The organism is Ruegeria sp. CG8 (assembly GCF_056537165.1).
Window position 1 is genome coordinate 779254 of sequence record NZ_JBQFRA010000002.1, and the last position, 14364, is coordinate 793617.

Genomic DNA, 14364 nt, shown 5'->3' on the forward strand with positions numbered 1-14364 from the left:
GCTGATGCAGAGTCAGTAGAAGCTCTGCGGGTCGATATCGACGGTCAGGCGGATGTCTCCCTTCAGGCGCAGAGGTGCGATCCAGCGGGCGATGGCGTCCTGGATCGGTGCCCCCTTGGGCGCCTTGACCAGCAGCCTTACCCGGTGCCGCCCGCGGATACGGGCAATCGGTGCCGGGGCAGGCCCAAAGACCTGTGCCCCGATCTGCCGCAGCGGCGCGTCATTGCGCGCCAATACGTTGCCGATGTCAAAGACGGGCCCGACCTCGGGGCCGGACAGCACGATCCCCGCCATCCGGCCATAAGGCGGCACCCCGGCCGCCTGACGCCCGGCGGCCTCAGCACGCCAGAACCCTTCCTCATCCCCCGACAGGATCGCGCGGATCACCGGATGTTCGGGCTGAAAAGTCTGCAGCAGCGCCGTCCCCGGCTTGTCGGCCCGCCCGGCCCGGCCCGCCACCTGCCGCATCAGTTGAAAGGTCCGCTCGGCAGCGCGCAAGTCGGACCCGTGCAGGCCCAGATCCGAGTCGATCACCCCGGCCAGCGTCAGGTTCGGGAAATTGTGCCCCTTGGCCACCAGCTGCGTACCGATGACGATATCTGCGTCGCCCTCGGCGATCTCTTCGATCTTGGCCTTCAGCGCCCGGGCCGAGCCGAACAGGTCGGAACTGAGCATGGCGATACGGGCGTCGGGAAAGGTCGCCTCGGCCTCTTCGGCCAGACGTTCAATGCCGGGACCGACCGGGGCCAGCTTGCCCTCGACCCCGCAGGCGGGGCAGGCCTCGGGCATGGGCTTGGTCTCGCCGCACTGGTGGCACATCAAGCGCTTGAGGAACCGGTGCTCGACCATGCGCGCATCGCAGTGGTCGCAGGCGATCTGTTCGCCGCAGGCCCGGCACAGCGTCACCGGCGCATATCCCCTGCGGTTGATGAACAGCAGCGACTGTTCGCCCTTCTCGATGCGCGCCTGCACCGACTGGCGCAGGCTGGGGGAAATCCAGGTTCCCGGCTGCATCTTCTCGGCGCGCATGTCGATGGTCTTCATGTCTGGCAGCACCGCCGCCCCATAGCGCGAGGTCAGGTCCAGCCGGTCGTACTTGCCGGCCTCGGCATTGGCCCAGCTTTCCAGCGAGGGCGTGGCACTGGCCAAGATCACCCGCGACCCGCAGATCGCCGCCCGCAGCACCGCCATGTCGCGCGCATTGTAATGCACGCCGTCTTCCTGCTTGTACGAGGTGTCGTGCTCCTCATCCACCACGATCAGGCCCAGATCGCGGAACGGCAGAAACAGCGCCGACCGCGCGCCCACCACCATCTGCGCATCGCCCTGCCCGACCATGCGCCAGACCCGGCGGCGTTCAGTCATCGTGGCACCAGAATGCCATTCGGCCGGGCGCGCGCCGAACCGCTCCTCGACCCGTGTCAGAAACTCGGCGGTCAGCGCGATCTCGGGCAGTAGCACCAGCGCCTGCCGGCTCATGCGCAGTGCTTCGGCCACCGCTTCAAGGTAAACCTCGGTCTTGCCCGACCCGGTCACGCCCTTCAGCAGCGTGGTGCCGTAGGTTCCGCTGCGCAGTGCGGCCCGCAACGTGTCTGCGGCAGCGGTCTGGTCTGGGGTCAGCGCCTTGCCCGGCCGGTCCGGATCCAGCGTCGGATAAGGTAGGTCGCGCGGGCTGTCTTCCTCGCGCACGGCGCCCTGCTTGACCAACCCTTTGACGACCGATGAGGTGACCCCAGCCATCTCGGCCAGTTCCTTCAGGGTGAAGGCCAGCCCGCCATAGTCACGCAGCACCTCCAGCACCCGGGCCCGGGCATCGGTCATGCGGTCGGGCGTGCCGCTGCCCAGCCGATAGATCTTGCGCATCGACAGCGGGTCGCCCAGCCCGGGCGCGCGGGTGGCCAGCCGCAGCATCGCCGGCATCGGCGTCAGCGTGTAGTCGGCCGCGCGCTGCAGGAACAGGCGCATCTCTTCGCGCATGGGCGCCACGTCCAGTACCCGGATGACCGAGCGGATCTTGCTGCGGTCGAAATCACCGCGCCCCGCACCCCAAACCACGCCCAGAACCTTGCGCGGGCCCAGCGGCACCTCGACGAAGGCCCCCAGGAAACACCCCCCCTCGGGCGCCTTGTAATCCAACGTCCGGTCCAGTGGCTGGGTCGTCAGAACCGCCACCAGCTCACCTTGGTCGAAATGCACCGGGTCGCTCAATGCGCGCCTTTCTTCAGCAGGGGTTTCAGCACGGGTCTCTTTGAGGTAAAGGCATCCGCGAGCAAGGCCAACCCATCAAAGGACTGCCCCGATGAAATTCTTCGTAGACACAGCCGAAATCGACGCCATCGCCGAGTTGAACGACCTGGGCATGGTGGACGGTGTCACCACCAACCCCTCGCTGATCCTGAAATCGGGTCGCGACATTCTGGAAGTGACCAAGGAAATCTGCGACCTGGTCGATGGCCCGGTTTCCGCCGAAGTCGTCGCCACCGAAGCCGAGGACATGATCGCCGAAGGCCGCAAGCTGGCGCAGATCGCACCGAACATCGCCGTCAAGGTGCCTCTGACCTGGGCCGGTCTAAAAACCTGCAAGGCGCTCAGCGACGAGGGCCAGATGGTCAACGTCACCCTGTGCTTCTCGGTCAATCAGGCGCTTCTGGCAGCCAAGGCGGGCGCGACCTTCATCTCGCCCTTCATCGGACGGCTGGACGACATCAACCTCGACGGTATGGACCTGATCGCCGACATCCGTCAGGTCTATGACAACTACGGGTTCGAAACCGAAATCCTCGCCGCCTCGATCCGCAGCGTGAACCATGTGGCCGACAGCGCCCGCATCGGCGCCGACGTGATCACCGCGCCGCCTGCCGTGATCAAGAAGCTGGCTGATCACCCGCTGACGGACAAGGGGCTCGAGGCCTTCCTGTCGGATTGGGCCAAGACCGGTCAGAAGATTCTGTGATCCATTGATCCCATGTACAACCGCGCGGCCCCGACTGGGGCCGCGCCTGACCCAACTGCAGTGGGCCTGATCTTTGATCAGATGCCTGCAGGCGGGAGCCACGCCCCCACACACGGCGCCTAATCCACCTAAACGTGCATTTTTCCCAAGGCATTTCCGGGCACCCGTGCTATAACGCCTCCAACAAAAAAAGACCGGACAGGATATGAGCAGCAATCCCAAACTCGAGGACAACCTCCGCGCCGCGATTCTGGCCGAGCCGGACGCCGTGCTGGACGACAAGGATCTGATGCAGGCGCTGGTCGCCGCGAACGAACGCGCCCGCGGAGACAACATCATCGACCTGCGCGGCATCGCCATGCAACGGCTCGAGGCGCGGCTGGACCGGCTGGAGGACACTCACCGCTCGGTCATCGCAGCTGCCTACGAGAACCTCGCCGGAACCAACCAGGTTCACCGCGCCATCCTGCGCCTTCTTGAGCCGACGGAATTCGAGGACTTCCTGCGCGTACTGGGTACGGAAGTTGCCGAAATCCTCCGCGTCGACCGCATCACACTGGTCCTGGAAACAACGATGGTCCAGCAGGACCCAAGCATCGACCGGCTGGACGGTGTTCTGGCCGTGGCGGAACCGGGTTTCGTGCATTCCTACATGGACAACGCACCGAACCACCCCGCGCGCGAGGTAGTCCTGCGCGAAATTCGCCAGCCCAACCGCAGAGTGCACGGGGATCAGCTGGACCAGCTGCAATCTGAGGCATGTATGCAGCTAGATCTCGGCAAAGGGCGTCTGCCGGGCATGATTGTCATGGGGGCGCGCGACCCAAGGCACTTCTCGCCTCAATTGGGCACTGATCTGCTGGCCTTTTTTGCAGGCGTATTCGAACGGTCGATGCGCCACTGGCTGTCGTGAGCCTGATCTCTCCAGCCTGCCGCGATGCGTTGCAGTTGTGGCTGGAGGGGTTGACCGCTTTGGCGGGCCGTTCGGAAAACACCATCAATGCCTATCGCGGGGATGTCGCGGATTTCCTGTCTTTCATGACTTTGCATCACAGCGAACGGCAGGGGCTGGCGGCGCTCGAACGCATCACCATTTCGGACATGCGGGCCTGGATGGCACAGCAACGCGAATCCGGCGTCGGGGCGCGGTCACTGGCGCGAAAACTGTCCGCCGTCAAAAGCTTCTATCGCTGGCTGGCCGAACGCGAGGGATTCGAGCCCACCGCCGTCCTCTCCTCCCGCGCCCCGAAATTCACCAAGAAACTGCCGCGCCCGCTGGCCGAAGACGCCGCCCGCGCCATGATCGAGACGGTCGAGCTGCAATCCGGATCAGATTGGGTTGCCGCCCGCGACGTTGCAGTCGTGACCCTGCTGTATGGCTGCGGCCTTCGCATATCCGAAGCCCTGTCTCTGACCGGCGCGGATGCCCCGCTGCCCAACACGCTGAGAATTGTCGGCAAGGGTGACAAGGAAAGGATCGTTCCGGTCATCCCCGCCGCGCGCCAGGCGGTCGACCGATACCTTGAGTTGTGCCCACATCCCCAAAGCCCAACAGCCCCATTGTTCCGCGGCGTACGCGGCAAAGCCCTGAGTCCGAGGGCAATTCAGGGCGTCATGGCCAAAGCGCGTATGCAACTGGGTCTTCCGGCAACGGCCACTCCACACGCGATGCGGCACAGCTTTGCCACCCATCTTCTGTCGGCCGGCGGAGACCTCCGGGCCATTCAGGAACTGCTGGGTCACGCGTCCCTTTCGACCACACAGGCCTATACCGCCGTCGACACCGCGCGCCTCATGGAGGTGTACAACCGCGCGCACCCCAAAGCCTGAGACGCGGCGGAATTGCAGCAACCGCATTTCGGCGCCGATACCGGGGGCTTTTTGCTTTGCATCTCGGGCGCGCATCGTACATGACACGGGTCATGACACTCAGATTCAAAGCCTTAGCCGTTCACCTGTTCACCGCGACCGGAGCCGTATTTGCGATGCTGGCCATGCTGGCCGCGGTCGAGGAAAAGTGGAGCCTGATGTTTCTGTGGCTGGTCGTTTCGTTCATCGTCGACGGAATCGACGGCCCCTTGGCCCGGCACTATCACGTCAAAAAGAACGCCCCCGAGTTCGACGGTGTTCTGCTGGATCTGATCATCGACTATCTGACCTACGTCTTCATTCCGGCCTATGCGCTGTTCAAATCCGGTCTGATGGACGGCTGGACCGGCTGGTTCGCGATCATCGTCATCACATTCGCCAGCGCGATGTATTTCGCTGACACGCGGATGAAGACCAAGGACAATTCCTTTTCCGGTTTTCCGGGCTGCTGGAACATGGTCGTGGTGGTGATCTTTGCGCTGAAGCCCGACTTCTGGTTCAGCCTCGTCCTTGTGGCGTTGCTGGCCGTTGCAATGTTTCTGCCCCTGAAATTCATTCACCCCGTGCGCACCGAACGCTGGCGCAACCTGTCCCTGCCCATGGCCTTCGCCTGGACTTTTTTTGCCGGATGGGCCGCTTGGGTGGATTTTCACCCGCAAAGCTGGGCGCATTGGGGTCTGGTGGTGACCAGCCTGTATCTGGTCTCGGCGGGGATCGCCCAGCAAATCATGCCGCCGAGCCGCGATTGAGACGCGGCCCGAACGGGCGAAAATCACAGATCAGAGAATTTCCCGGATCTCGAACTCGGTGCCATTATGGGTGAAGACGTCGCCCTTGCGCATTCCGGCCATGGCCAGATAGATCGGGCTTTGGGTTGAAATCCCCATATATGTTTCACCATCCACGTCGAACTTGGTGGTCGACACGCAGACGACGAAATGCCGATCGCCCAGCCAGACTACGGCGCCCGGCTGCACTGTATCCGTCAGGCTGAAATCGGTGTTTTCGATCACGTCAATCTTGGCATGATGCGCATGCACCGGCCCGTCAAACGCGGCGGCCAGATCTGCGCTTTCGCGCGATGCCGCGATATCATCCTTGTCGTGGCCTTCCCGGTCATCCAATTGGGACTCTTTCTGAAAGGCATCGTGGTGCGCCTGCGCCGTCGCCAACTCCTGTGCCTCCAACGCCATCAATTGGTCAATGATGGCCTTCTTCCGGGCGGCGGGGTCAATTTTCGCAGTCATGAATTGCAGTCCTTCGGGTTCGAAAACTGTCTCAGGTTGGGACGCTTTGCGAAAGATTGCAACCGGATTCCGGCGGTCAGATCAGCAGACTGGCAGCCCCCTCGTGACGCAACAGGGCAACCTTGCCCTCAACCCCGCCCTGCCCCGAGAACCCGCCAAGGCCGCTTGCCGCCAGAACGCGGTGACAGGGAATGATCACCGGAATCGGGTTGGCACCACAGGCCTGCCCGACAGCTTGCGCCGGACACCCAAGATCCTGCGCGATATCACCGTAAGTCCGCGTGTAACCGAAAGGAATCGCGGACATCAAGTCGCAGACCTGTTTCTGGAATTCGGTCCCAACGACACGCAGTGGCAAGTCGAACTCTTGCAACCGGCCCTCGGCATAGGCCCTGATCTGTGATGCCGCTTCGATCAGCAGCGGGGTCGTCTCACCCGTTGTGTGACCGTCCCACACCAGACTGGTGATGGCACCGTCCTCTTCTTCGACCCCGAGGCATCCGAACTGGGTTTCCACTGCAATCATCGGCATGGGCGCAGAGTTTCAGATCGGCGGCTGCGTCGCAAGCCGCAAGAAAACCCCCGCGCGATGGCGGGGGTTTCAGGGATCATTTTCAGCTCAGCGCCGTATCGCATCGGCCACAGACGCCGGGGTGGGCGTGGCGTCCCACATCCGGCAGGATCTTCCAGCAGCGCTGGCACTTGGCCCCTTCGGCCTTTTCGAACACGACACCGACGCCCTCGATCTCGGGCAGGCGGAACGCCTCGGCCGGGGCGGGGTCGGCGGTGACGGTCAGGCCCGAGGTGATGCACAGGTCATCTACGTCGAAGGTCGCCAGCAGGTCGCGGGTTTCCGCATCCTCGACATGCACGATCGGCGCGGCTTCGAGGCTGGAGCCGATGACCTTGTCGCGGCGCTGCACTTCCAGCGCGGCGGTCACCGCACGGCGTACACGGCGGATCTTGGCCATGTTCGCCTCGAGCCCGGTGTCGCGCCAATCGGCAGGCGTGTCGGGGAAGTCGACCAGATGCACCGAGCCGTCCTCGCCCGGGAACCGCTCGAGCCAGACCTCTTCCATCGTGAAGACCAGAATCGGCGCCAGCCAGGTAGTCAGACGGTGGAACAGGATGTCCAGCACCGTGCGCGCGGCCCGGCGGCGCGGGGTGTCCCCGTCGCAATACAGCGCATCCTTGCGCACGTCGAAATAGAAGGCCGACAGGTCGACCGTGGCAAAGTTGAACACCGCGCTGAACACGCCCTGGAAGTCGAACGCGGCATAGCCCTTGCGGACCTGCTCGTCCAACTCGGCCAGGCGGCTGAGCACCCAGCGTTCCAGACGCGGCATCTCGGCCGGGTCGATCCGGTCGGCCTCGGTGAAGTCGGCCAGCGAACCCAGCATGAAGCGCATCGTATTGCGCAGCCGGCGATAGCTGTCGGCGACACCTTTCAGGATTTCCGGCCCGATCCGCTGGTCGGCGGTATAGTCGGTCTGAGCCACCCAAAGGCGCAGGATGTCGGCACCGTATTGCTTGACGACCTCTTCCGGTACGATGGTATTGCCGAGCGATTTGGACATCTTGTTGCCCTTCTCGTCCAGCGTGAACCCGTGCGTGACCACGTTGCGATACGGCGCGCGGCCGATCGTGCCGCAGGCCTGCAACATCGAGGAATGGAACCATCCACGGTGCTGGTCGGTGCCCTCCATGTAGACATCGGCAATGCCGTCGACGGTGCCATCTTCACGGTCGCGCAGAACGAACGCATGGGTCGAGCCCGAGTCGAACCACACGTCCAGAACGTCGAACACCTGGTCATAATCGTCGGGGTTCACGATGCCATCCAGCACCTGCTGTTTGAAGCCGTCGGTGTACCAGACATCGGCGCCGTATTCTTCGAACGCGGCCTTGATGCGGGTGTTCACGTCCGGGTTGCGCAGCAGATAGTCCTGGTCGGTGGGCAGAGCGCCCTTCTTGGTGAAGCACGTGAGTGGCACACCCCAGGCACGCTGGCGCGACAGAACCCAGTCGGGGCGCGCCTCGATCATCGAATACAGGCGGTTGCGGCCCGAGGGCGGCGTCCATTTTACCAACTCGTCGATCGAGCGCAGGGCGCGTTCGCGGATAGTGCCGCCCATTTCGTCCATGCCATCGTCCAGCTTGCGGTCGACGGACACGAACCATTGCGGTGTGTTGCGATAGATGATCGGCGCCTTGGACCGCCAAGAATGCGGATAGCTGTGCTTGATCTTGCCACGCGCCAGCAGCCCGCCGACCTCGGCCAGCTTGTCGATCACAGCCTTGTTCGCGTCGCCCTCGCCGCCCTTGCGCGACAGGATGTACTTGCCGCCGAAGAACGGCATGTCAGCGCGGAAGCTGCCGTCGTCCATCACGTTGTAGGTGATGACCTGCTCGAGCATGCCCAGATCGCGGTACAGCTCGAATTCCTCCATCCCGTGCGAGGGCGCGCAATGAACGAAGCCGGTGCCTTCGGTATCGGTCACGAAATCGGCCGCGCGGAAATCGCGGATGTCATCCCATTCACCGTTGGACCCTTCGGCCCCTGCCAGCGGGTGCTGCAGCTGGATCTTGGCCAGATCGTCCTGCGTGACGTCGCACAGGCGGCGGTACATGGTGTCGTCCAGCCGCGCCCGCGCAAACACGTCGGCGGCCAGATTGTCGGCCAGCAGGTACCGGTCACCGATCCGGGCCCAGCAATCCTCGGGGCGGCCGGTCACTTCGTACAGCCCGTACGAGATGTCCTTGCCGTATACCACGGCCTTGTTCGACGGCATGGTCCAGGGCGTCGTGGTCCAGATCACCACGTAGGCGTTGTCCAGCGTGGTGTCGCCGGTGTTCACCACCTTGAACTTCACCCAGATGGTGAAGCTTTCCTTATCGTGATACTCGACTTCGGCCTCGGCCAGGGCGGTCTTTTCGATCGGCGACCACATCACCGGTTTCGAGCCCTGATACAGCGTGCCGTTCATCAGGAACTTCATGAACTCGTCCGCGATCACCGCCTCGGCGTGATAGTCCATGGTGACGTAGGGATCGGCCCAGTTGCCGGTGATGCCCAGACGCTTGAACTCCTCGCGCTGGATGTCGATCCAGCCGTCGGCGAACTTGCGGCACTCCTGGCGGAAGTCGATAACCGGAACCTCGTCCTTGTTCTTGCCCTTCTTGCGGTACTGTTCCTCGATCTTCCATTCGATCGGCAGGCCGTGACAGTCCCAGCCGGGCACATAGCGCGCGTCAAAGCCCATCATCTGGTGGCTGCGCACGATCATGTCCTTGATCGTCTTGTTCAGCGCGTGGCCGATATGCAGGTGCCCGTTGGCGTAGGGCGGGCCGTCATGCAGCGTGAAGGGCTTGCGACCCTGTTTGTCGCGCAGGCGGTCATAGACGCCGATCTTCTCCCAGCGGTCCAGCCATGCGGGCTCGCGCTTGGGCAGGCCGGCGCGCATGGGGAATTCGGTTCGGGGCAGGTTCAGCGTGTCTTTGTAGTCGGGTGTCTGGGTCGTGTCGGCGCACATGGAGAGGCGTCCCTTGGATGATCTTGGCGTGTTTGGATCGAAGCGGTCGGTGCGATGAGCTCAAGCACCTTTGCCCGGCGTCTCGGAAACTCAGAGCGCCGGGGATATAATTCGAATGATAATGGCCAGAACGTCTTGCATGGCCGGGCTTATAGGCCGGTTGCGCCTATTGGTCCAGAGCTTCCGGCCCCTGCGGCGAATGGCGCAGCTTGGCCCAACGGTTCAGCCATGCCAGACCCGCCAGCGCCAGCCCCAAGGCCAACAACGAAAACACACGGATCAGACCGCCCAGCCCCGAGATGTCGATCAGGAACACCTTGGCCACCGCCAACCCGATCACCGCCAGCCCGGCCTTGCGCATCAGGTCCGACCGGCGGGCCAGCGACTGATAAAACAGCGCCGCGCCGATCACCAGCAGGGCGAGCGTATAGGTATAAAGCTCGGGCTGGGATACGCCGTTGCCTTCATACATCCCTGCCGCACCCTGCCAGAAATGCCGGATGGTCAGGCCCAGCCACAAGGCACTCAGCACAATGGCCACCCCCTGACAGGCCAGCCGCAACTGCGCCGGCATCTTGGGGATCCGCCACGCGGACAGGCCGATGACGAGGGCCGGCAGCAGATAGGCAATGGCAAGCGTGTTAACCACCGGAGGCCCCAGAACAGGATCTGCCCCAAAACGCAAAACAGGGTTGGCCACTGTCGCAGCCAGCGCCAGCCACAACAGGCCATGCGCGGCAAAGAACACGCCCAGTGCGACCCGAACCCAGTTCAGCCGCCCGCCCAGCGCAAAGCGCTGCACCTGCGCAAAGGCCAGCAGCAGCCAAATGGCCGACAGCAGGCCCAAACCCCAATGGCTGTCGTCGGCCCCGCCCTCGCCCAGCCCTTCCAGCCAGCGCAACAGCAGCAGAGACACCAGAACGCCGCCCGTCGCCCACGCTGCACTGTCTAGCATGACATTGGCGACTGGGCGGTCCAACGAGCGCAGCATCCACCATGCGGCAAGATAGCCTGCAACCGCAGCCCCATAGACCAGCGCCATTTCCGGAACCGGCGCGTGCAGCGCCCAGTCCAGACCCGGGTTCAGGATCAGCCGGAACGTGACTGTGGCAACGCCGGCCCAGATGAACCAGCTCATCGGTGGCAGGTTGAACCGCCGATCCAGCGCCGCCGCCGCGATGATCGTGACCACGAAAGCGATAGTCAGCGCCGCCGAACTGAGCACGATCACGCAGCCGAAGGTCAAGCAGGACAAAGCCGACAGCGTGGCCAAAGCCGGACGCATCCGGGCCTCGCCATCCACACGCGCAAAGCGCTCGGCCAGCACCACCATCAGCGCCGCAAGCGCAACCGCATGCAAGGCCCAGGGGTAGGCGCCGATCACGCTGGCCGGACGCCAGCCAAGCTCAAGAGCTATGGCCAGCGTCGGAGCGTACAGCGCGGCGGCACCGGCCCAGACAAACGGGTACCGCCCGCCCCGGAACGACCGCCATGCCGCCAGAAGAGAAATCACCGCGCCCAGCGCAACCAGCCAGGTCACGGCCAACGGAAAAGCGGCCTCGGGCGTTTCGGAATAGGTCTGCCAGAACCCACGCGCCACCGCGCCGCCATCAAATCCATGCGTGAACACGAAACCACCCAGCCCCAGGGCAGGCAGCGCGGTCATGTCCTGCAGGGCCGGTGCGTCCTTTGCCCAGATCAGCAGGGCGAAAGTCAGCCCCGCCAGCAGGATCACAGCCAGCCAGAACTCACCGCTCGTATCCGCCCATTGCAGTGCCAGAATGGCCGAGCTTGCCATCACCGCCCCGAAGGCCAGGCGCGTCGGAAATTCGGGCCACGGACCGCTGGATTTTCTGACAAGGAGTTCACTGAACATCGCCCCGTCGTGATCGGGCCAGATCCGGCGCACGGGAATGGCAATGGCGATCACGGCAACGGCGGCCACGTAGACGAGGAAAGCCGGTTCCGTGATCGGCGAACCCGTCACCAGCAAAAGGCCCGCCAAATAGGCGCCTACCAGCGATAGCACCGAAACCCAGGCCCAGCGCCGCACCGTGTCGATCCCAAGCCCCAGCCCAGTGATCACGAAGAAATATCCGTACAGCCAGGACGGGTCAGCCGAGTCGCCACCCACGACGAAAGGTGCGGCAAAGGCTCCGATCAACCCGATCGCCGCCAGCAGCGGGCCGTGGAACCAACCCAGAACCAGCCCGACAAGGGCGATGACGATCATGCTCGCCAAGGCCGCCTCTGGGCCGATCAGGTCATAGAGCTGGCGCGCCGCCAGAACGCCGCCGAACAGCGTGACCAGCCCCGCGCCGGAAAACACCGAAGGCAGATAGGCAGTCGCCGAGGACTCGTCATCGCCGTATCGGCGCCGCACGATTTCACCCGCCACGATCAGCAGCGCGCCGAAGCCGAGGGCCGCCAACACGCGCGCGGTGGGCGGCAGCAACCCGTTCTCGACCCCGTATTGCACGAGGAAAATCCCCGCCAGCGCCAGCGACAGAGCGGATACGACATAGAACCAATTCTCGCGCAGCCACGCGCTCAGATCGTCGAACCGCTCGGCGCGGAACACCACTGCGGCCGGAGGCGATGCGCTCTCGGCGAGGCTTGCCGGTTTTTCAGGCTCGGGCTGTTGGTCCGGTGAAGGTGGGCTTGCCTGTTTCGGCGGACCCCAAGGAGCCGGTCGCGGTTCAGGCGTCGGCGCGTCGATCTGCGCGGACTGCGTCTGTGGTGGCCGCTCCGCGTCCGGTTGCGGCCCGGCACCCAACCGACTCTCCAACTGCTCGACCCGCCGCCGCAGACGGGCATGGCCGACCAGCAAGACGACAATAGATACCGGCATCGCCAAAACGACCAGGCCTACAAGAACAAGCAGAGATTCCAAACCGCACCTCCGGGCAAATCTGCATTACAGGCTATCCTGTGCAGGTGCGGTAAGACAGTCTGGAAATCCCGAATGGTTTCAGCCTGTTGCGATCTGACGCCAGTGATCTAGGGATGGAACATGGACCCGACGAGATAGGCGATTGCCGCCGCCGCTCCACCAATCGCCAGCGTCTCAAGCCCCGAGCGCCACCAGGGCGCCAGCGACCACCGGCTTTTCATCGCGCCGATGGCAAAGAACACGCCCAGCGTCATCAGGACCGAGGCTGCAAACGCGCCCTCAACCCCCAACAGGAACGGCACGAGCGGAACCATGCCGGCCACGACAAAGGCCGCGAACGTGGCCGCTGCAGCCTTGAGCGGATGCGGATCGACGCTGCCCAGCCCGTATTCGCCCTCGATCATCAGGTTGATCCAGGTATCCCGATCGGCGGTGATCGCGTCGGTTGCCTGTTCCAGCACCCGGCCCGACAAGCCCTTGCGGGACAGGATCTCCAGCACCTCGCCACGCTCGCCGTCGGGGTAGAGGCGGATGTGGCGCTCTTCGATGGCGCGGATCCGTCGGATATTGTCCAGCTCGGCCTTGGTCCCCGAGTAGTTGCCCGCCGCCATCGAAAATCCGTCGGCCAGCACGTTGGCCAGGCCCAAGGCCACGATGACAAAGGGCGAAAGCCCGGCCCCGGCCACGCCCGCCACGATGGCCAGCGTGGTCACCGATCCGTCGATCCCGCCATAGACCACGTCGCGCAGGACCCCGCGCCCGGGTGGGGCGTCGATCCGGTCTGCGATTTCCTGTTGGCTGTGGCCGTGATCCGCCATGGCTGGTCTCCCTTCCGGAAGATTGTGCCCTGTGCAGCGGCCCGTTGGCTTTGCGGCAGATCAACCCTTGGAAAACAGCCCGCTCAGCGCGCGCGAGACCATGCCGCGGGTCGACGGCCTGTGCCGGTCCGAGAAGGGCAGCGGACGGCAGACCTCCATCGCGGCCACGCCGACACGGGCGCTGAGGGCGCCGTTGACCAGCCCTTCGCCAAAGCGGCGCGACAGCTTGCTGAGGACCGACCCGCCCAGAACCGGTTCGAGCAGGTCGTCACCCACGGCCACCGCACCGGTGGCCACCAGGTGAACGAACACTGCTCGGGTCAATCGCCAGCCCCCCAGGAATCCGGCCCGCCCGCCATAGATTTCGGCAATCCGGCGGATCATCCGCAACGAGGCCAGCAGCGCCGTCGCCACATCGGCCAGCGCCAGCGGCACCAGCGCCGTCACCGTCGCGACCTGGCGCGCGGCGGCCTCGACCTCGCGGCTGGCGGCGGCGTCCAGCGGGGCCAGCAATTCGTCCTCGACCAGTCCCAGCAGGCCCGAGGCGTCGAACTGTTCCTCGATCCGTTCGGCCAGACGGTCGCGGCCCCAGCGCGTATCCTCGCGCCCGCGATAGAACGCGATCAGGCGCTGCGTCACGGCCCGGGCCTGCGCCAGATCGGCATCGGCCAGCGCGGCATCGGCGGCGCGGCGCATCCCGTCCACCCGCGACAGCCGGCCCAGCGCCGCCAGTTCTCGCAGCGCGATCAGCAGGGCCACCAGCACCAGCGCGCAGATCAGGCCGGTCACGATCCAGCCCAGCACCGGAACGCTGGCGATCAACGAGGTGGCGAAATCCCACGCGGCGACAGAGACCGCCGCCCCCACCACCGCCAGCGCCAACCCCCAGAACCACCGGCCCAGAACCGATGGCTTGCGCGCGGCCAGCCGGGCCGCGGCCTGCATCGCCTGCCCCTGGGGTGGCGCGATATCCGGTACCGGCGCGGCCTTCGCCACGTCGGCGGCCGGGGCATCCTCGTCAAGCTCGATCAGAACCGGACCCTTGGCCATG

The 14364-nt window shown here is 64.6% G+C and carries 11 protein-coding genes; 4 read left to right on the plus strand and 7 right to left on the minus strand.

The features are described from left to right. Positions 1-12 precede the first annotated feature (12 nt). Positions 13-2208, minus strand: a complete 2196-nt coding sequence (locus ACR0EF_RS09900) for a primosomal protein N' (protein WP_170372017.1) — start codon at positions 2206-2208, stop codon at positions 13-15. Positions 2209-2299: 91 nt separating this feature from the next. Between ACR0EF_RS09900 and fsa the strand changes: the two genes are divergently transcribed. The 4 genes from fsa to ACR0EF_RS09920 all read left to right on the plus strand — a co-directional run bounded on the left by fsa (position 2300) and on the right by ACR0EF_RS09920 (position 5571). Continuing rightward, positions 2300-2953, plus strand: a complete 654-nt coding sequence (fsa, locus tag ACR0EF_RS09905; RefSeq protein ID WP_170337862.1) for a fructose-6-phosphate aldolase — start codon at positions 2300-2302, stop codon at positions 2951-2953. A gap of 205 nt (positions 2954-3158) precedes the next feature. After that, on the plus strand, positions 3159-3866 hold the full coding sequence (locus ACR0EF_RS09910) for a DUF484 family protein (RefSeq protein WP_170362898.1): 708 nt from the start codon (positions 3159-3161) through the stop codon (positions 3864-3866). Continuing rightward, positions 3863-4783 carry a tyrosine recombinase XerC gene (locus ACR0EF_RS09915; RefSeq protein WP_170362896.1) on the plus strand — a complete coding sequence of 307 codons (921 nt, stop codon included), beginning with the start codon at positions 3863-3865 and terminating at the stop codon, positions 4781-4783. Before ACR0EF_RS09910 ends, ACR0EF_RS09915 begins: the two co-directional genes overlap by 4 nt. Positions 4784-4875: 92 nt before the next feature. Next, positions 4876-5571 carry a CDP-alcohol phosphatidyltransferase family protein gene (locus ACR0EF_RS09920; RefSeq protein ID WP_093962794.1) on the plus strand — a complete coding sequence of 232 codons (696 nt, stop codon included), beginning with the start codon at positions 4876-4878 and terminating at the stop codon, positions 5569-5571. 30 nt (positions 5572-5601) lie between these two features. On the opposite strand, the gene ACR0EF_RS09925 is transcribed toward ACR0EF_RS09920, so the two are convergent. The 6 genes from ACR0EF_RS09925 to ACR0EF_RS09950 all read right to left on the minus strand — a co-directional run bounded on the left by ACR0EF_RS09925 (position 5602) and on the right by ACR0EF_RS09950 (position 14363). Next, the gene (locus ACR0EF_RS09925) at positions 5602-6069 is read right to left on the minus strand and encodes a hypothetical protein (RefSeq protein ID WP_170337856.1); all 468 of its coding nucleotides are present in this window, start codon (positions 6067-6069) and stop codon (positions 5602-5604) included. A gap of 76 nt (positions 6070-6145) precedes the next feature. Continuing rightward, positions 6146-6601, minus strand: coding sequence for a methylated-DNA--[protein]-cysteine S-methyltransferase (locus ACR0EF_RS09930; protein WP_170370895.1), 456 nt, complete (start codon positions 6599-6601; stop codon positions 6146-6148). An 82-nt stretch (positions 6602-6683) separates the two neighbouring features. Continuing rightward, positions 6684-9602: an isoleucine--tRNA ligase gene (gene ileS / locus ACR0EF_RS09935; RefSeq protein WP_170337851.1), complete on the minus strand. Its 2919-nt coding sequence runs from the start codon at positions 9600-9602 to the stop codon at positions 6684-6686. Between the two features lie 166 nt (positions 9603-9768). After that, a complete protein-coding gene (locus tag ACR0EF_RS09940; RefSeq protein WP_170337849.1) occupies positions 9769-12495 on the minus strand; it encodes a DUF2339 domain-containing protein in 2727 nt (908 codons plus the stop codon). Positions 12496-12602: 107 nt separating this feature from the next. Then, positions 12603-13313: a VIT1/CCC1 transporter family protein gene (locus tag ACR0EF_RS09945; protein WP_170337847.1), complete on the minus strand. Its 711-nt coding sequence runs from the start codon at positions 13311-13313 to the stop codon at positions 12603-12605. Between the two features lie 60 nt (positions 13314-13373). Then, positions 13374-14363, minus strand: a complete 990-nt coding sequence (locus tag ACR0EF_RS09950) for a YcjF family protein (protein ID WP_170372015.1) — start codon at positions 14361-14363, stop codon at positions 13374-13376. Position 14364 lies beyond the last annotated feature (1 nt).